Raw genomic sequence first — 14191 nt, 5'->3', positions numbered from 1 at the left:
ATGAGTCTCCTGTTCCGGTGAGGATGAGTGTCTGATGGCTTACTGCTGAAAAAGTTCAGCGCCAGCCGCTAGTGACCGCCTCTACTCGAGCTAAGATCTCGGACACGGCTAGACGATCCGTATAGCCCTCAATGGGCGGATGAGGCCCAGGCTTGCTCATTTCTTCGACCACCAGCGGAATCTCTAGTGGGTTAGTGGGAACACCGACCATCTCGTTGCAGGTGAGCAGGAAGTGGCTACTTTCCGGGAAAATCCAACCATGCGTATGGAACTTCACGTTCCCGGCCGTTAGCGCGTTGATCGATCGCTTGAGGAACAACAGGCCACGCACTTCGAGGTCGCGGTCCAGAAACCGGACCTCCTTCCACACTGGAAATGCGTCGCGGACCGGTGAAATGAAACGCGCACCTTTCTCAGCTGTCAGCTTCGCCAGGGCGGGAGAATGGCCGCGAGCAATAAGCATCGACGTTGCGCGCCTGACCGCGTCACGCACCATTACGACCTCGAGCGGTATGGTTGCAATCCCATCGAACTCTCGGGACGACACAACGCCATGGTTGCCCTCGGAGAAAACCACATCGGGCACAGAGGCATGCTCAAGACTTCGTCGGATATCGTTCAGGTCTTCCTCCGGAATTGCGGGGTGGATGATTCCGAGGCGATAGAGGTCGCTGATCGAACGCGGTCTTTCTTCGACCAGAAACTCAGCGGCCGGAGAGTCAGGGCTGTCAGAGAAGACGACCGGGTCGCGCGACTCCTCAATTACATATGTGCCAGACATGATCCTGTCCTTGCTTGAACGGAACCTGATTGCGGGAAGGCGGGTACGGACACGAAGCGGGGACCTGCGCGCGGCTTGTCAGAGCTAGGTAATCCAACCAGCCGGCAATTACGGCTTTCTCTTAGAGACGCATTATAAAAAATGAGCTATTAGCCTGTCAACTGTTCGACGAGACTCAGCTAAAGTACTCGCGAAATGGGGTGCGTGCCTCATTCGAGAAATGCTCGCGAAACCTCTGGTCACGGCCGGGCACTCTTGGTGTGCTGGAGGGATGGGTTATGGGTTGACGTTGTCTGCGCGCAGGGAAATCACGAAGAAGGAAGCTGCGGAGTATTTTCGGGCTTCGAAGAAGGGCCGCGGTGAGGTTCTGGACCGTTTGGTGGCCGAGGTTGGTTGGTCCCGGGCCAATGCCCGCCGTCAACTCCACAGTGCGCTGATCCGGCGCGGGCCGGCCTAGGCGGTGAAGCGAAAGCCCCGTCCGCGTAGCTACAGCTATGACACGGTGTTGGTGTTGCAGCGGGTCTGGGTAATCGCCGGGGAGCCCTGCGGGAAGTACCTTGCCCCGGCCATGGCAGCGACCCTGGCGAACATGGAGGCCCATGCCAGCCCGGGGTCTTTTCGGTCCTTCTCGGACGCGCTATGGCCCAGCCGTGAGGGAGCAGCTGCTGGCCATGAGCGCGGCAACCATCGACCGGTTGCTGGCCCCGTACAAGCTCAAGCTCTACCCGACTGGGAAATCCACCACCCGGTCCCGAAAGAACCGCCATACCGAGCAGATTCCAATCATGACTCGGATCCCAATCATTGACAGGCAACCAGGGCTCAGGACTCTGGACATAGGGCGTGACTGTCGCGATGGCTTCCGTGTGATTCCGGTGTTTTTGTTGAGTGGTCGGCTGTTAATTTTCCCTCAGACGCGATAGAATCTAAGCAAGATAATCGGCGGCTTCGGGAGGGGTGGATGATGGGCGTGATGACATCTCAACTGCCCCTTCCGATGGCCATGGACGCCGGTGCCGTCCCGATTGGTCTGGCGGTGTCGCTGGTCGAGGATGAGACGGGTGGCAGGGCTTTTGTTCATGGGGAACTCTCTTACGCCTGGGATGTCGGGGAAACCGCGACGCGCCGGTTCACGGCGGCGAAACTGGCGGACATTAAGGCCGCGTCGGTGGCGGAGATTTCTGCCGCTTTCGGTGTGGATCCGGGCACGTTGTGGCGCTGGCGCAAGGTCCTGGCCATGGATGGGGTGTTGGGTCTGGCCCCGGAAAAGCCGGGCCCGAGGGGGCCCAGCCGGCTGACGGAATCCATGATGTCCGAGATCCGCGCCTTGCGCTCCACCGGCCTGCCACTGCGCGCAGTCGGTGCGAAAGTGGGTGTCTCCGAATTCACCGTCCGGCGGACATTGGCCATGGAAACCGCCGCACAGGAACCGGCCACTGCGCACCCGTCCCGGCAGGACCCGGAAGCCGGTCCCGTCATCACCGAACCGGCGGAAGGGCTGCCGGTTCTGCCGGCTGCGGCGGACCGGTCCGGGGAACGGGCCTGGGCCCGGACCGGGCTGCTGGAATGCGCGGCCCCGGCGTTCGCCCCGGCGGCCCGGGTGCCGTTGGCCGGGCTGTTCCTGGCCCTGCCCGCCCTGGTGAACACCGGATTGCTGGAGTGTGCGAAGGAGGTGTTCGGGGCGTTGCCGAACGGGTTTTACGGTCTGGACACCATCCTCACCGGGGCGGTGTTTCAGGCCCTGGCCGGGGAACCCCGGGCCGAGGGGATAACCCGGATCGACCCGGTCGCGATGGGACGGGTGCTGGGTCTGGACCGGGCGCCGGAAGTGAAAACCCTCCGCCGCAAAACCGCGGCCCTGGCCGGGACCGGCAGGGCCGGGGAACTGCTGACCGCGATGGCAACCAGACACCTGAACGGCAGCGGTGACGAGGAGGGCGGGGGTCTGGCCGCGGTGCTCTACGTTGACGGGCATGTCCGCGCCTATCAGGGCACGAGGAAGATCGGGAAGGTCCATTCCACGAGGTTGAAGTTCCCGGTCCCGGCGACCGAGGAGACCTGGGTCGCCGACGGACACGGGTCCCCGGTGCTGGTGGTCATGGCCGAACCCGGGGCCGCGCTGACCGGGGAACTGCGCCGGCTCCTGCCGACCCTGCGATTGATTATCGGCGATGACCGCAGGGTGCTGGTCGGTTTCGACCGGGGCGGCTGGTCCCCGGCCCTGTTCCAACACATGAGTTCAGCAGGTTTTGATGTGCTGACCTGGCGCAAGGGCACCACCGGGGACATCGACGACTCCCTCTTCAGCGAGGTCACGCACACCGATGAACACGGACAAACCCGGTCCTGGGCCGCGGCCGACATCCGGGTCGAGGTGCCTGTCGGAACTACCGGGGAAGTGTTGTCGATGCGCCAGATCAGCCGCAAGGTCAAGGTCCCGGCAGGCGGGTTACGGCAGATCCACATCCTCACCACCGACACAGACCTCGCTACCGGGGAAGCGATTTACCGTATGGGTGCCAGGTGGCGGCAGGAGAACTACTTCCGCTACGCCAGGATCCGCTTCGCCCTGGATTCCCACGACGCCTACACCAGTACCGATGATGATCCGGAACGGTCGGTGCCGAACCCGGCCAAACGCAAGGCCTACCAGAACGTACTTACCGCCAAAACCCGGTACGGGAAGGCCCTCGCCGACACCGATGCCGCGTTGCTGGCGGCCCGGACCCCGGCGCCGGGAACGGCCACGGTCCTGATCACCAATGCCGGGCACAACGCGATCACCGCGGACCTTTTCACCGCCCAAACCGTCTTCGAGGAGGCGCAGGCGGTGCATAAGGAGATCCCGGCCCGGGTACCCCTTGGTGACATCGCCCCGGGCCAGCAGGTCCTGGACACCGAGACGAAACTGCTCACCCACGCGATCCGGATGGCCGCGTTCAACACCGCGTCCACCCTGGCCAGGGAGATCCGCACCAACACCGGCTACGCCCGCGCCGACGACGAAGCCCACGCCCTGATCCGGCAGGCTCTCACGACCAGCGGCGACATCGACCCCGGCCGGGACGGCTACCTCACCATCCGCCTCGACCCCCTCCCCACCAAACGGGCCACGGCCGCGATCGCCGAACTCTGCGACCACCTCACCAGCACCGAAACCCGTTACCCAGGCACGGACCGGATCCTGCGATTCGAGACAAAGAAACGCGAAACGTCGCTCAGCGATTAAAGCGCTAGGTCAGGAGTCCTGGGGCTGGTCGCCATCGATACCGTCGCGCACTGCGGAAACACGGCTAAAGGCCAATACGCCTTCACGCTCACCGTGACTGATCCGTTCACTGGCTGGACGGTGAACCAAGCCATCAAAAACAAGGCCGCCAAATGGGTTGCCCAAGCCTTGGCTTAAATCCAGCACCAGTTCCCGTACCCGATCGACCATTTGCATAGTGATTATGCCGAGGACAACGCTAAGCCGAGGGACCGTGCTGCGGTCCATGTTCTGCGGGGAATTGGGATTCTTTCCTCGGCTTAGTTCGGACAATGGCTCTGAATTTCTTAATGATCCCGTCGCTGCGTGGGCTGATAGCCAGAACATCCGCATGACCCGCTCACGGCCCCACCACTCGAACGACAACCCGTTCGTGGAGCAAAAAAACGGGGATATCGTGCGCCGCTCAGCATTCAATTACCGCTACGACACTGAGACCGAACTCGCTCTACTCAACGAGCTCTGGCCATTGGTGAACCTGCGCAAGAACCTGTTCCTGCCCACCAAGAAAGCCATCGGCTACTGGCTCACCCGAACGGGGAAACATGTCCGGGACTACGATGCGCCCCGCACCCCAGCGGACTGGGTCAAGGACACCGGCATCATGCTGCCGCCGGAGCGTGCAGCCATGGAAAAGCTATACCGAAGCGTTGATTTAGCTGCCTTAACCAGACGGATCGTGGACATCCAAGACCAGCTCATCAGGCTCGCGGCAGCCAAGACTCACTCCCAATCAACACGGGTGGCCTAATAATTTCGCGAGCATATTAGATGAGGCACGCAGTATTCATTTGACGAGCATCTTGACATGAGGCACTACGCTGTTTTATCTAAATGTCGGGAATCAAAAGCACTTACCACCGCCGACGAAGGCAGAGCAGGCTGGGCAAACTGACGCCGATTGAATATGAAACAATCAACCGGACCGCGCTCACCGCGGACTAAGACCCCAAGTCAACAAAAGTCGGGGTAGTCTTCAACGTCCTGATCATCGGATAGCACACCCGGTGAACCTGTAACTAAGGTCGCCTTATTTGCGACGTCTCACAGACCGAGCGAACGCTGCGGCGGTAATGCTCTAGTTTTCGCGAAGTTGTGCCATTTTCAGTACTCGTCTGCACCCGCTCCCGCGGAATTCCGGGGCTGTGCAGACGAATGCGAACATGGAAATGTCAGAGGTCCCTTGCATAGAACTGCATTCCGCTCAATACTCCCCTGCGCAAACCGTCACTTTTTAGAAGTCGACTACACGAAACGGCAGCGGCTATTGAGCCGAAGCCTCAGCAGCGTCTGCTGCCGGAACCCACCGGTAGAGGGTGGGAACAGATACACCGAGGCTGCTGGCAGCTTCCCGCGGCGGTGTTCCTCGGTTGAGAAGTTTCCGTCCGGATCGGATCTTGGCTTCCGTCATGACGCGTTTGCGGCCGCCGACCCCTGCCTTGTTCGCGCGCGACCTGCAGGCCGGCCTGTGTACGTTCGACCATGAGCTCCCGTTCCATCTGGGCCAGGGATGCCATCACGTTGAAAAAGAAGCGTCCGGAGACGGTAGTGCTGTCGATCGCGTCGGTGAGGCTGACGAAGCCTATCCCACGTTCGTTCAGGCCTCCGGCAAAGTCCAGGAGGTCTTTCACGCTCCGGCCGAGACGGCCCAGCTTCCACACCACCAGGGTGTCGCCGTCGCGCAAGGTGTCCAGAGCCTGGTAAGGCCAAGGCGTCGAACTGCAGGTCCCGGGTTGTGGATTGCAGTGTTTTGTGACGATGTTTTTGTGACGATCTCTGTCGTACGCTTAGCTGAGGGAAGATTGGTGAGTGGAATCACACAGCCCTAGCTAGGGAGACGGATGTGCTAGATCGTCACGTAACCAGCGCTTTTCGGGACGCAACCGGACACACACTTGCCGTGTGTGGTGACGGCGCGGACTGGTCGCCGCGCAGCGTTTCTGCGGTAATTGAGGACATTCGAGGCCACCTTTTCGCGTACTACGTGCAGATTGACTCGGAACCTCGCGTGACTCTTTTTGTGGTTGATGATCCTGCGGGCCCTTACCTACGCACAGGACCTGATGACTCTGAGGCCAACAATCTGAACAGGCTTCCCGACTGTCTCAGTGGGCACACGTCCGACGGTTCACCGCTACCCCCCGCGGTGAGGCGGAACGTCGCCTCGATTTCTGTCGCCGAGCGCGATCGTCTTCGCGACGCAATCCTTGAACTTAACCGGAGGCTATATCCCGACGGTGTCACGGAATGGTTCAAGCAGGACCAAATTCACCAAGCGACTCACGTCCATGGCAGCGCGGCGTTTCTGCCGTGGCATCGCGAGCTCATTAACCGTTTCGAGGCACTGCTCCGTCGGGTGGATTCCGGCGTCGCGTTGCACTACTGGGATTGGCAGACGGATCCGCGGAAAGTACCGGATGGTCGCGGCGGAGAGGTCGATCTGTTCACTGAGGAGTTCATGGGAGCTGCCCAGGACAGGATGGGGCCGCCTTTCGATGGCTTTGACAACGACGGGGTGCGGAGGGGGAGCCGATATGAGCCGCCCGGGTCATATCATCCTGAGCTTCCGCCGACGTTGGTAACAAGGTTTGTAGCCGATGGGGCACCAAATCAGGGTCCAGAACCATGGCCAATCACCAGCGACAACCAGATCATCAGCAGCGGCGACGACAAGCCCCGCGCACAACAATTCGACGCAATGCAAACTGAACTACAGCGTCAGCACGGGCTTGTTCACTTCTACATCGGCGGAAATCTCGCGGGAACGACTGGTCCGGGTCGTGTTGCCTCAGTGCCATCCGATCCTGCACACTTCGCATTTCAGGACCCTTTCGTCTTCCTCCTGCATTCAAACGTCGACCGTCTATGGGCCAGTTGGCAGCTGCGCCGGGTCGGCGATTCTCGGGCCTATTCGTGGCGACTTCTACCGGACGAGACTTATGGCGAAAAGGGAAGCGACCATTCGATCACCGAGAACATGCTGCCTTGGAGTGGGGGCAAGGGAACACAAATACGACCCTGGATGCCGCCAGACAACCAGCAGAAGGTCAAGACGTCCAGTGACCGCTCAATCGTGGCGCCGCCCCTCTATGATCGTTACATCGACGAGGACATCTGCTTTTCCTGGCAGGCCATGCAGCTCGCTCGGACTCTTCCAGACGGTGACGTAATCTCAGTCGGTATCGAATACGGAGCTGTCAACCCGCTCAATATCGAGTTCGTCCTCGAGGCTGCTCCTCAGGTCCGCTGGTGGAAGATGATTCGGGTATCCGACGGGGAGGATCCGGTCGGTATTTTTGACATCTTCACGGAAGGTGCCCGAACATCCGATCGCGTGACCTTGTGGGCGTCTCAGGTACGAAGCGGTCAGCAATTGGAGTTTCGCAAAGCGAAGTTCGGCGGCGCCAAGCGTTGGGTTTATCGCTTGGGCGATCTCGACCGGCTGCCGGCTGGTGCTCGTGTGACTTTTCGCTGGCTCAAGGATTGACGGTCCAGCTAACCGCGCGATGCCGGACGCGCTTATTGCGGTAACAGGGATGGCCCGGTGTCGGCCACTCGTGGCCGGGCGGCTCAGGACATCACGGGGTTGCTCACCAGAGCTGACGACCCTGGTGTCCCGGCTGCCAAGCGCGTGTTCTACTTATCTGAACTCGATTGCCTCCAGCTGCATCGCCACTTCAAGACACAGACGACGCCCTCGAGGTCGCTGCAGAAGTAAGTCCACACTTGGCCTCACCAGATCATCCTCTCACCATCGGACACAGACATACTCGCCATCAAACGTTCAAAAGCAGGACTCCGAACCTAAGGGACTGGCGCGTCTCGAAAATCTACAGCTTCTTGAGACATTGTCATGCGTCGCCATGCCTTGACCCTCTGCGCTGGAGAGGCGGGGCACCAGATGTCTCGAAAAGCCATCCCACCATAAAGTGTCTTAGCTGGTTGCCGGTCAGGGGTTTCTAAGCCGAAATGATGGTGTGAGACATTTGGGATACACGCGTGTGAGTACATCGAGCCAGGATGCGAAGTTGCAGCTTGATGCGTTGGTCACTGCCGGGGTGCAGAAGAGGGATGTGTTCGCCGATGTCACTTCCGGTAGCCGGACTGCGATCGAGCGACCCGGGATGAAGAAGCTGCTTGAATACGCCGAAGCAGGAGACACCGTGGTTGTCGACCGGGTCGACCGGCTCGGCCGGTCCCTGATCGATGTTTTGAACACCGTAAACCTGTTGCGTGAACGCGGCGTGCAGGTCCGGTCCATCTCGGACGGGATCGACCCGGCGACCTCGACCGGGCGGATGATGCTGAACATGCTGGCCTCCTTGGCCGAGTATGAGCGCGAGCTGATCGTTGAGCGCGTCAACGCCGGGATCGCCGCGGCACGACAAAGCGGCACCCTTTTTGGTCGGCCACTCTCCGACCCCACGGTGATCGCCGACAAGCTCGCGATCGCGAAGGACGCCCGCGCGAAAGGGCGCACCGCGGAAGACGCGGCACACCTGGTCGGGTGGAGTCGTGCGACGCTTTACCGCCACCTCGGCGCAGACGCCAGATCCCTCAAGAGTCGGTGAACCTCAATCGCCCAGTGGAGCGTTGCAGAGAAACTCGCATGGCTGGGCCAGCACGATGATGGCGCCTTAGGGAGGCGCATCTCCGACGAGCCGGGGGTGCCGCTGCTGACACTGACACGCTGGTCCCCGAAATACCATGCCAACCCAAGAACCCGCGGCCTGCAGCGTAACCCACCAGCCAATGCGAAGGCCTCCAAATAGCCATGGGTCACTACGGCGAGTCCTTGGGTGAAAGGAACGCTAGCAGCCAGGCCAAGAAGGCGTCGGCGCGCTGGGAAGCCTTGCGACGGCATGTCGAAGACGGGGTCCCCCTCACGGTCTTGGCCGCGGAAAACCATGTTGGGTTGAGGACCCTCCAGCGTTGGCATTGGACCTTCAAGACGTGCGGAAAGGATGGGCTGGAACCGTCCGCACCCCGAAAGAGCGGACGCCGCTCACCGCCGGAACTCATCAACTTGGTCGAGGGACTCGCCCTCCTGAAACCGCGCCGGACCACGGCCGCGATCCACAGGCAAGCCAATGCCCTGGCCGTCCAACGCGGCTGGGCGCCCCTGTCTTACTCGACGGTACGCTCGATCACGACCGGGCTGGATCCGGGAATGCTGACCATGGTGCATCAAGGCTCCGTCGCATACCGCGATCGATATGAGCTGGTGTGGAGGCGGCGGGCCGAGCGCCCGAATGCGGTCTGGCAGGCCGACCACACCGAGCTCGATATCTTGGTTCTGGATGCCGAGCAGCACACGGTCCGGCCATGGCTCACCACCATCCTGGATGACTACTCCCGTGCCATCTGCGGATACATGCTTTTCAGGTCCCTGATCGCCGGGGTCGCCCAACACTTCGAAGAAGACCCCTTAGGATTTCCTTCACCAGGACTCTCCGGGCTGCCAGGCGTTCCCTCGCCGGCAGCCCGGCTTTTCCCCCCTCAAAAACAGGCTAAAAACTGCTTCGTGGCCTTCGCCACCGAAATCCTCCACGAGCTGCTGCCTCCTGCGAAGATCCAGATCCAACCCCCGGGTCATCAAACGCAAAATGTCCAACTGGCCACTCAAACGCATCCCCAAGCCTAAGTAAACGGTATTGGGTCAAGTGCCGTTCACGCCAAGGGTGTCAACCAGGCGCAGGATTTCGTCCTCGGTGTTGTAATAGTGCGCCGAGGCCCGCACGACCATCGTCGGCGCCGATGCCCACTGGAGGGCCGGGTCGGACGGGGCAGTGACCAGGGGGGCCACGGAGACATTGATCCGGTGTTGCGCCAGCCGCCACCTGATGGCCTCGGCGTCGCGTCCCTGCACCGAAAACGTGACGATGCCACACCGGGTAAGCCCCCGGTCGTGGACGGTGAGGCAGGGAACTGCACCGAGTCCGGCCCGCAGCAGTTCCGCCAGGCCGGCCACACGGGCCTGGATAGCGTCCAGTCCCAGGTCCAGGGCGTAATCAACTGCCCGTCCCAGGCCCAGCCTGCCGGCAGCGCTGGCCTCCCAGCTCTCGAAACGGCGGGCATCGCCGCGGACTTCATAGGAGACGGGACCGGAGCCGACGGCGGAATGCTGGTCCAGCAGGACCGGTTCAAGCCGGTCCAGCACCGATCGACGCACATAGAGGAATGCGGTGCCGCGCGGTCCGCGCAGAAACTTCCGCCCTGTCCCCGTCAGGACATCACAGCCCAAGGACTGCACGTCCAGCGGCAGTTGGCCCACCGACTGGCAGGCATCGAGGACAAACATCACCCCGGCAGCACGGCAGCGCCGGCCCACCTCCGCCGCCGGATTCACCAGACCGTTAGCCATCGGCACATGGGTCAACGCGACCAACGCCACGTTTCCGCGATCAAGCTCGTGCTGCAGCTGATCCACATCCACCTGCCCGTAGGAATCGTCCTCGAGCACTACTATCCGCAGATCATGGCGAAGCGCCAGCTGCCGCAGCGCAATGACGTTGCTGACGTACTCCGTGCGGCCAATCAGGATCCGCGCCCCGCGGACAAAGGGAATACTGTACACAGCCATCGCCCAGGCGCGGCTCCCGTTCTCGGCCAGGGCAATCTCCTTCGGCTCCGCCCCGACCAGCCGCGCCACGGAGGAGTACACGTTCTCCAGCCGATCAGCAGCTTCTTCCGCCGCTTCGTAGCCGCCTATCTCTTCCTCACGGCGCAAGTGAGCCACAACGCTGTCCATCACGGGGCGCGGGACCAGCGCGCTGCCCGCATTGTTCAGGTGAGTCACCCGCTGAACACCGCGGGTCTCACGGCGCACGGCTTCGACATCGATCGGCATACACAACATCCTGCCCCATTCACGCTAAGCAGCAACCCCCCAACCCGGCATTTGGGGGTCGGGATACGGCTCCTCGGGCGGTCGGTGGATGCCGAGGTGACGGGGAGCGGACGGTCAGGCCTCTCTTTGTGGCCGGAGTTGGGAAGCTTTGCTTCGGTGCCCGCAGGACGGATGGTGTTTGAAGCATCCAAGTCGTTCGGCCTGCACTGCGGGCAAAGCAGGGTGGCCAGGTCGGTGAGGAAGGCTTTGATCTCCAGCATGTGGGCGGTACGTGGACCCGCGGAGCTGAACGCGCTGCGACGCGGAGGGTAAAGGCTATGGTGGGGTTCAAGGCTTGGAAGCAATGTCGTGGTGAGGATCGTTGCGCTGGGGAGGCGCTGCAGCAAGACACGTGTAGTCGGGCAGGAAAAATCGGAGGACGTGTATGAATACGAGGAATTCCGGTGGGGAGGAGCAGGCGGCGGCGGTCATTTCGGATTATGGTCTGCTTGGTGACTGTCAGGGAGCGGCTCTGGTCTCGCGGGAGGGATCGGTGGACTGGTGGTGCCCAGTGCGGTTTGATGGGCCCAGCGTCTTTGGCCGCCTGCTGGGTGTGGATGCCGGGTACTGGCTCATCCGTCCGACAGAGAATTTCACGGTCAGCCGGCGGTACCTACCGGGCACGATGGTCGTGGAAACGGACTTTCACTGTGAAAGCGGGGATCTCCGGCTCACGGATGGCCTTTCTTTGGGAATGGGGGAGCGGGGGCACCAGATCGGGCACAGCTCCCCGCATATGCTCGTCCGGCGGCTGGAGGTAAGCCGGGGGCACGTCCAGGTGAGGGTCGAGTTGGCGCCAAGGCCGGAATACGGGCTCATCACACCGGGCTTCACACGGACTGCAGCAGGGTGGGAGATAGCAGGAGGCGCTGACCGGTTGTCCCTGACCGGCGACATCGTACTCGATGTCGAAAACGGGTGTGCGGGCGGAACGTTCATCCTTAACGCCGGTGAGAGCGCGGCGTTCGCCCTGCAACACCGTAGTTCGGTCGACAGTTCGGTTGATGGTTCGGTTGACGATGTTGGTGGAGAGCCGGGCGGTGCGGCCCGGCTCAGGGACACGATCGAGGCGTGGCGGTCCTGGAGCGAGATCCATCAAAGCTATCAGGGGCCCTACCGGGAGCAGGTGCAGCGCAGTGTGCTGGTGCTGCAGGCTCTGACGTACCGCCCGACCGGGGCAGTGGTCGCTGCGGCGACGACTTCGTTGCCGGAGGAACTTGGAGGAAGCGCGAACTGGGATTACCGGTTCGGGTGGCTGCGCGATGGCAGCCTGACCCTTAAAGCGCTGTGGATTGCTGCGTGCGCCGATGAGGGACAGCAGTTTTTTGATTGGATCACTTCTTCAGCTGGCCCGACGCGGGAGGGCCACCTGCAGATCATGTTCGGTGTCGGCGGAGAACACGATCTGAGCGAACATTCCCTCGACCACCTTACCGGGTACGCGCAGTCCCGCCCGGTACGGGTCGGTAATGACGCCTGGGACCAGACGCAGCTCGATGTCCTCGGGGAGGTCTTCGAATGCGCGTGGATACTGCGTGATCAGCTTCGGGAACTACCAGCCCAGACAGTGGGGTTTCTGGTGGCGGTCGCTGACCGGGCCGCGGGGACCTGGCACGAAAAAGACTCAGGAATATGGGAAGGACGAGAAGGCGATCGGAACTACCTGACATCGAAGCTGATGTGCTGGGTCGCACTGGACCGGGCGGTGAAACTTGCTGACCGCCTCGATGCCGCTGACAGGGTGGCGCGGTGGGAATCCGAACGCGATAAGATTCGGGCGGCGATTCTGGAGCGGGGTTGGAACAGCGACGTCAATGCGTTCACCGGTGCCTTCGATTCCGATCACCTCGACGCCGGTGTCCTCCTGATGCCGATGATGGGATTCCTGCCCGCCAACGACAACCGTGTCCTGGCCACGATGGACGCCATTGAACGGGATCTTTCCACCGGGGCCCTGGTCCAGCGGTGGACGGATGCGGGAGATGAGGGCGCGTTCATTATCTGTTCCTACTGGCTGGCCGCCGGACGGGCCATGGCAGGCCAAATCGGGCAGGCGAAAGAAATCTTCGAGACCGTCACCGGGTACGCCAACGATCTCGGGCTTCTCTCCGAAGAGGTTCACATTCATGAGGGGACCCTGATCGGTAATTTCCCGCAGGGACTCTCACACATCGGCCTCATCACTGCCGCCTCGGCTATCGCGCAGGCCGAACACCATGAAAACCAGCAGGACCGCCAACGCTAAACCCCAAAGCACCAATGAGCACCAACTAAAGGAGATGGAAAGAAGTTATGGGAAAACTGGAGAACAAGGTCGCATTCATCACCGGATCCGACTCAGGGATAGGTCAGGCCACAGCCGTCGAATTCGCCCGTGAAGGCGCCGACATCGTCGTGCATTACCTCGAGGACGAAAAAGGCGCCAACACCACCCGGGAGCAGGTCGAAGCCCACGGTCGTAAAGCGATCGTGGTTCAAGGAGATCACGGCGACGAAGCCAAGGTGCAGGAAATGTTCCAAGCCGCATTCGAAACATTCGGGCGGATCGATATCCTCATGAACAACGCCAGCGTCGACGCGTCCGGCACCTATGTCGCGGATCTGGAGATCGCCGACTTCGAACGTACGATGCGCAGCAACCTCATCGGGCAGCTTATCTGCTGCAAACACTTCATCAACCATCGCAAGCAGCAGGGCGGCGGCGGGAAAATCATCAACACAACCTCGGTCCATCAGGAGCAGGCACGGGCAGGCGCGGCAGATTATGACTGTTCCAAAGGCGCCCTGCGCAACCTCACCCGCACCCTCGTGCTGGAGGTTTCCGAGCTCGGCATGACGGTCAACAACATCGCCCCCGGCATGGTCCTGACCCCGTTCAACCAGAAAGCGATCGATGACCCCGAATACCGCAAGGAGCAGGTTAAGAGCATTCCGCTGAAGCGAGCCGCTGAGCCCGGGGAGATCGGTCGTCTGGCAGTATTCCTGGCTTCCGCCGACGGAGATTACGTGACCGGGGCGACGTACGTGATGGATGGCGGGCTGATGCAAATGTCTGGTCAAGGCGCCTGATCCCGCATTGCACAACAAGCAGCACAGGCCGGGATCCGGGTGACCCGACAGGTTTCACACCGGCATACCCATCCCGCCCGTCGGAGAGTTGCGGCCGGGCGGAGTGAAAACCTCAGCCCGGCGCGGGCCCTCAAGTGAATCACGAAGCCGGGCGCTCTTTGGCCGGGAGGGGCCGGGGAGGCGC

11 protein-coding genes and 1 pseudogene are annotated in these 14191 nt (G+C 61.7%); 8 read left to right on the top strand and 4 right to left on the bottom strand.

What is annotated here, in order from left to right:
• Positions 1-55 precede the first annotated feature (55 nt).
• Entirely contained in the window at positions 56-781 is a 726-nt protein-coding gene (locus ACLLJI_RS12325) for a hypothetical protein (RefSeq protein ID WP_434612639.1), read from the bottom strand.
• A gap of 271 nt (positions 782-1052) precedes the next feature.
• On the opposite strand from ACLLJI_RS12325, the gene ACLLJI_RS12320 reads away from it, so the two are divergent.
• Complete coding sequence (locus tag ACLLJI_RS12320; protein WP_434612637.1) at positions 1053-1238, top strand: hypothetical protein; 186 nt, start codon at positions 1053-1055, stop codon at positions 1236-1238.
• Between the two features lie 504 nt (positions 1239-1742).
• A complete protein-coding gene (locus tag ACLLJI_RS12315; RefSeq protein ID WP_434612635.1) occupies positions 1743-4010 on the top strand; it encodes a putative transposase in 2268 nt (755 codons plus the stop codon).
• A 9-nt stretch (positions 4011-4019) separates the two neighbouring features.
• Here the strand turns inward: ACLLJI_RS12315 and ACLLJI_RS12310 are convergent, their stop codons facing one another.
• The gene (locus tag ACLLJI_RS12310; protein ID WP_434612633.1) at positions 4020-4226 is read right to left on the bottom strand and encodes a hypothetical protein; all 207 of its coding nucleotides are present in this window, start codon (positions 4224-4226) and stop codon (positions 4020-4022) included.
• A 154-nt stretch (positions 4227-4380) separates the two neighbouring features.
• Here ACLLJI_RS12310 and ACLLJI_RS12305 point away from each other — a divergent pair, with 154 nt between their 5' ends.
• Positions 4381-4800: a hypothetical protein gene (locus tag ACLLJI_RS12305; RefSeq protein ID WP_434612631.1), complete on the top strand. Its 420-nt coding sequence runs from the start codon at positions 4381-4383 to the stop codon at positions 4798-4800.
• 529 nt (positions 4801-5329) lie between these two features.
• Here ACLLJI_RS12305 and ACLLJI_RS12300 read toward each other — a convergent pair.
• The gene (locus ACLLJI_RS12300; RefSeq protein WP_434612629.1) at positions 5330-5734 is read right to left on the bottom strand and encodes a recombinase family protein; all 405 of its coding nucleotides are present in this window, start codon (positions 5732-5734) and stop codon (positions 5330-5332) included.
• A gap of 323 nt (positions 5735-6057) precedes the next feature.
• Between ACLLJI_RS12300 and ACLLJI_RS12295 the strand changes: the two genes are divergently transcribed.
• The 3 genes and pseudogenes from ACLLJI_RS12295 to ACLLJI_RS12285 all read left to right on the top strand — a co-directional run.
• A complete protein-coding gene (locus ACLLJI_RS12295; protein WP_434612627.1) occupies positions 6058-7536 on the top strand; it encodes a tyrosinase family protein in 1479 nt (492 codons plus the stop codon).
• Positions 7537-8026: 490 nt separating this feature from the next.
• The gene (locus ACLLJI_RS12290; RefSeq protein WP_434612625.1) at positions 8027-8620 is read left to right on the top strand and encodes a recombinase family protein; all 594 of its coding nucleotides are present in this window, start codon (positions 8027-8029) and stop codon (positions 8618-8620) included.
• Between the two features lie 812 nt (positions 8621-9432).
• Positions 9433-9563: pseudogene (locus ACLLJI_RS12285) on the top strand (IS4 family transposase); the annotation flags it as partial.
• Between the two features lie 145 nt (positions 9564-9708).
• Here the strand turns inward: ACLLJI_RS12285 and ACLLJI_RS12280 are convergent.
• Positions 9709-10899 carry an aminotransferase class V-fold PLP-dependent enzyme gene (locus ACLLJI_RS12280; RefSeq protein ID WP_434612623.1) on the bottom strand — a complete coding sequence of 397 codons (1191 nt, stop codon included), beginning with the start codon at positions 10897-10899 and terminating at the stop codon, positions 9709-9711.
• 424 nt (positions 10900-11323) lie between these two features.
• Here ACLLJI_RS12280 and ACLLJI_RS12275 point away from each other — a divergent pair, with 424 nt between their 5' ends.
• Both ACLLJI_RS12275 and ACLLJI_RS12270 read left to right on the top strand, forming a co-directional pair.
• Entirely contained in the window at positions 11324-13183 is a 1860-nt protein-coding gene (locus tag ACLLJI_RS12275; RefSeq protein WP_434612621.1) for a glycoside hydrolase family 15 protein, read from the top strand.
• A 47-nt stretch (positions 13184-13230) separates the two neighbouring features.
• The gene (locus tag ACLLJI_RS12270) at positions 13231-14007 is read left to right on the top strand and encodes an SDR family NAD(P)-dependent oxidoreductase (protein ID WP_434612619.1); all 777 of its coding nucleotides are present in this window, start codon (positions 13231-13233) and stop codon (positions 14005-14007) included.
• The last annotated feature ends 184 nt before the right edge of the window (positions 14008-14191 follow it).

The organism is Arthrobacter sp. A5 (assembly GCF_051131705.1).
Taxonomy (GTDB): Bacteria; Actinomycetota; Actinomycetes; order Actinomycetales; family Micrococcaceae; genus Arthrobacter_M.
The sequence above is the reverse complement of the archived record's forward strand: the minus strand, read 5'-3'. Positions and strand labels throughout refer to the sequence as shown.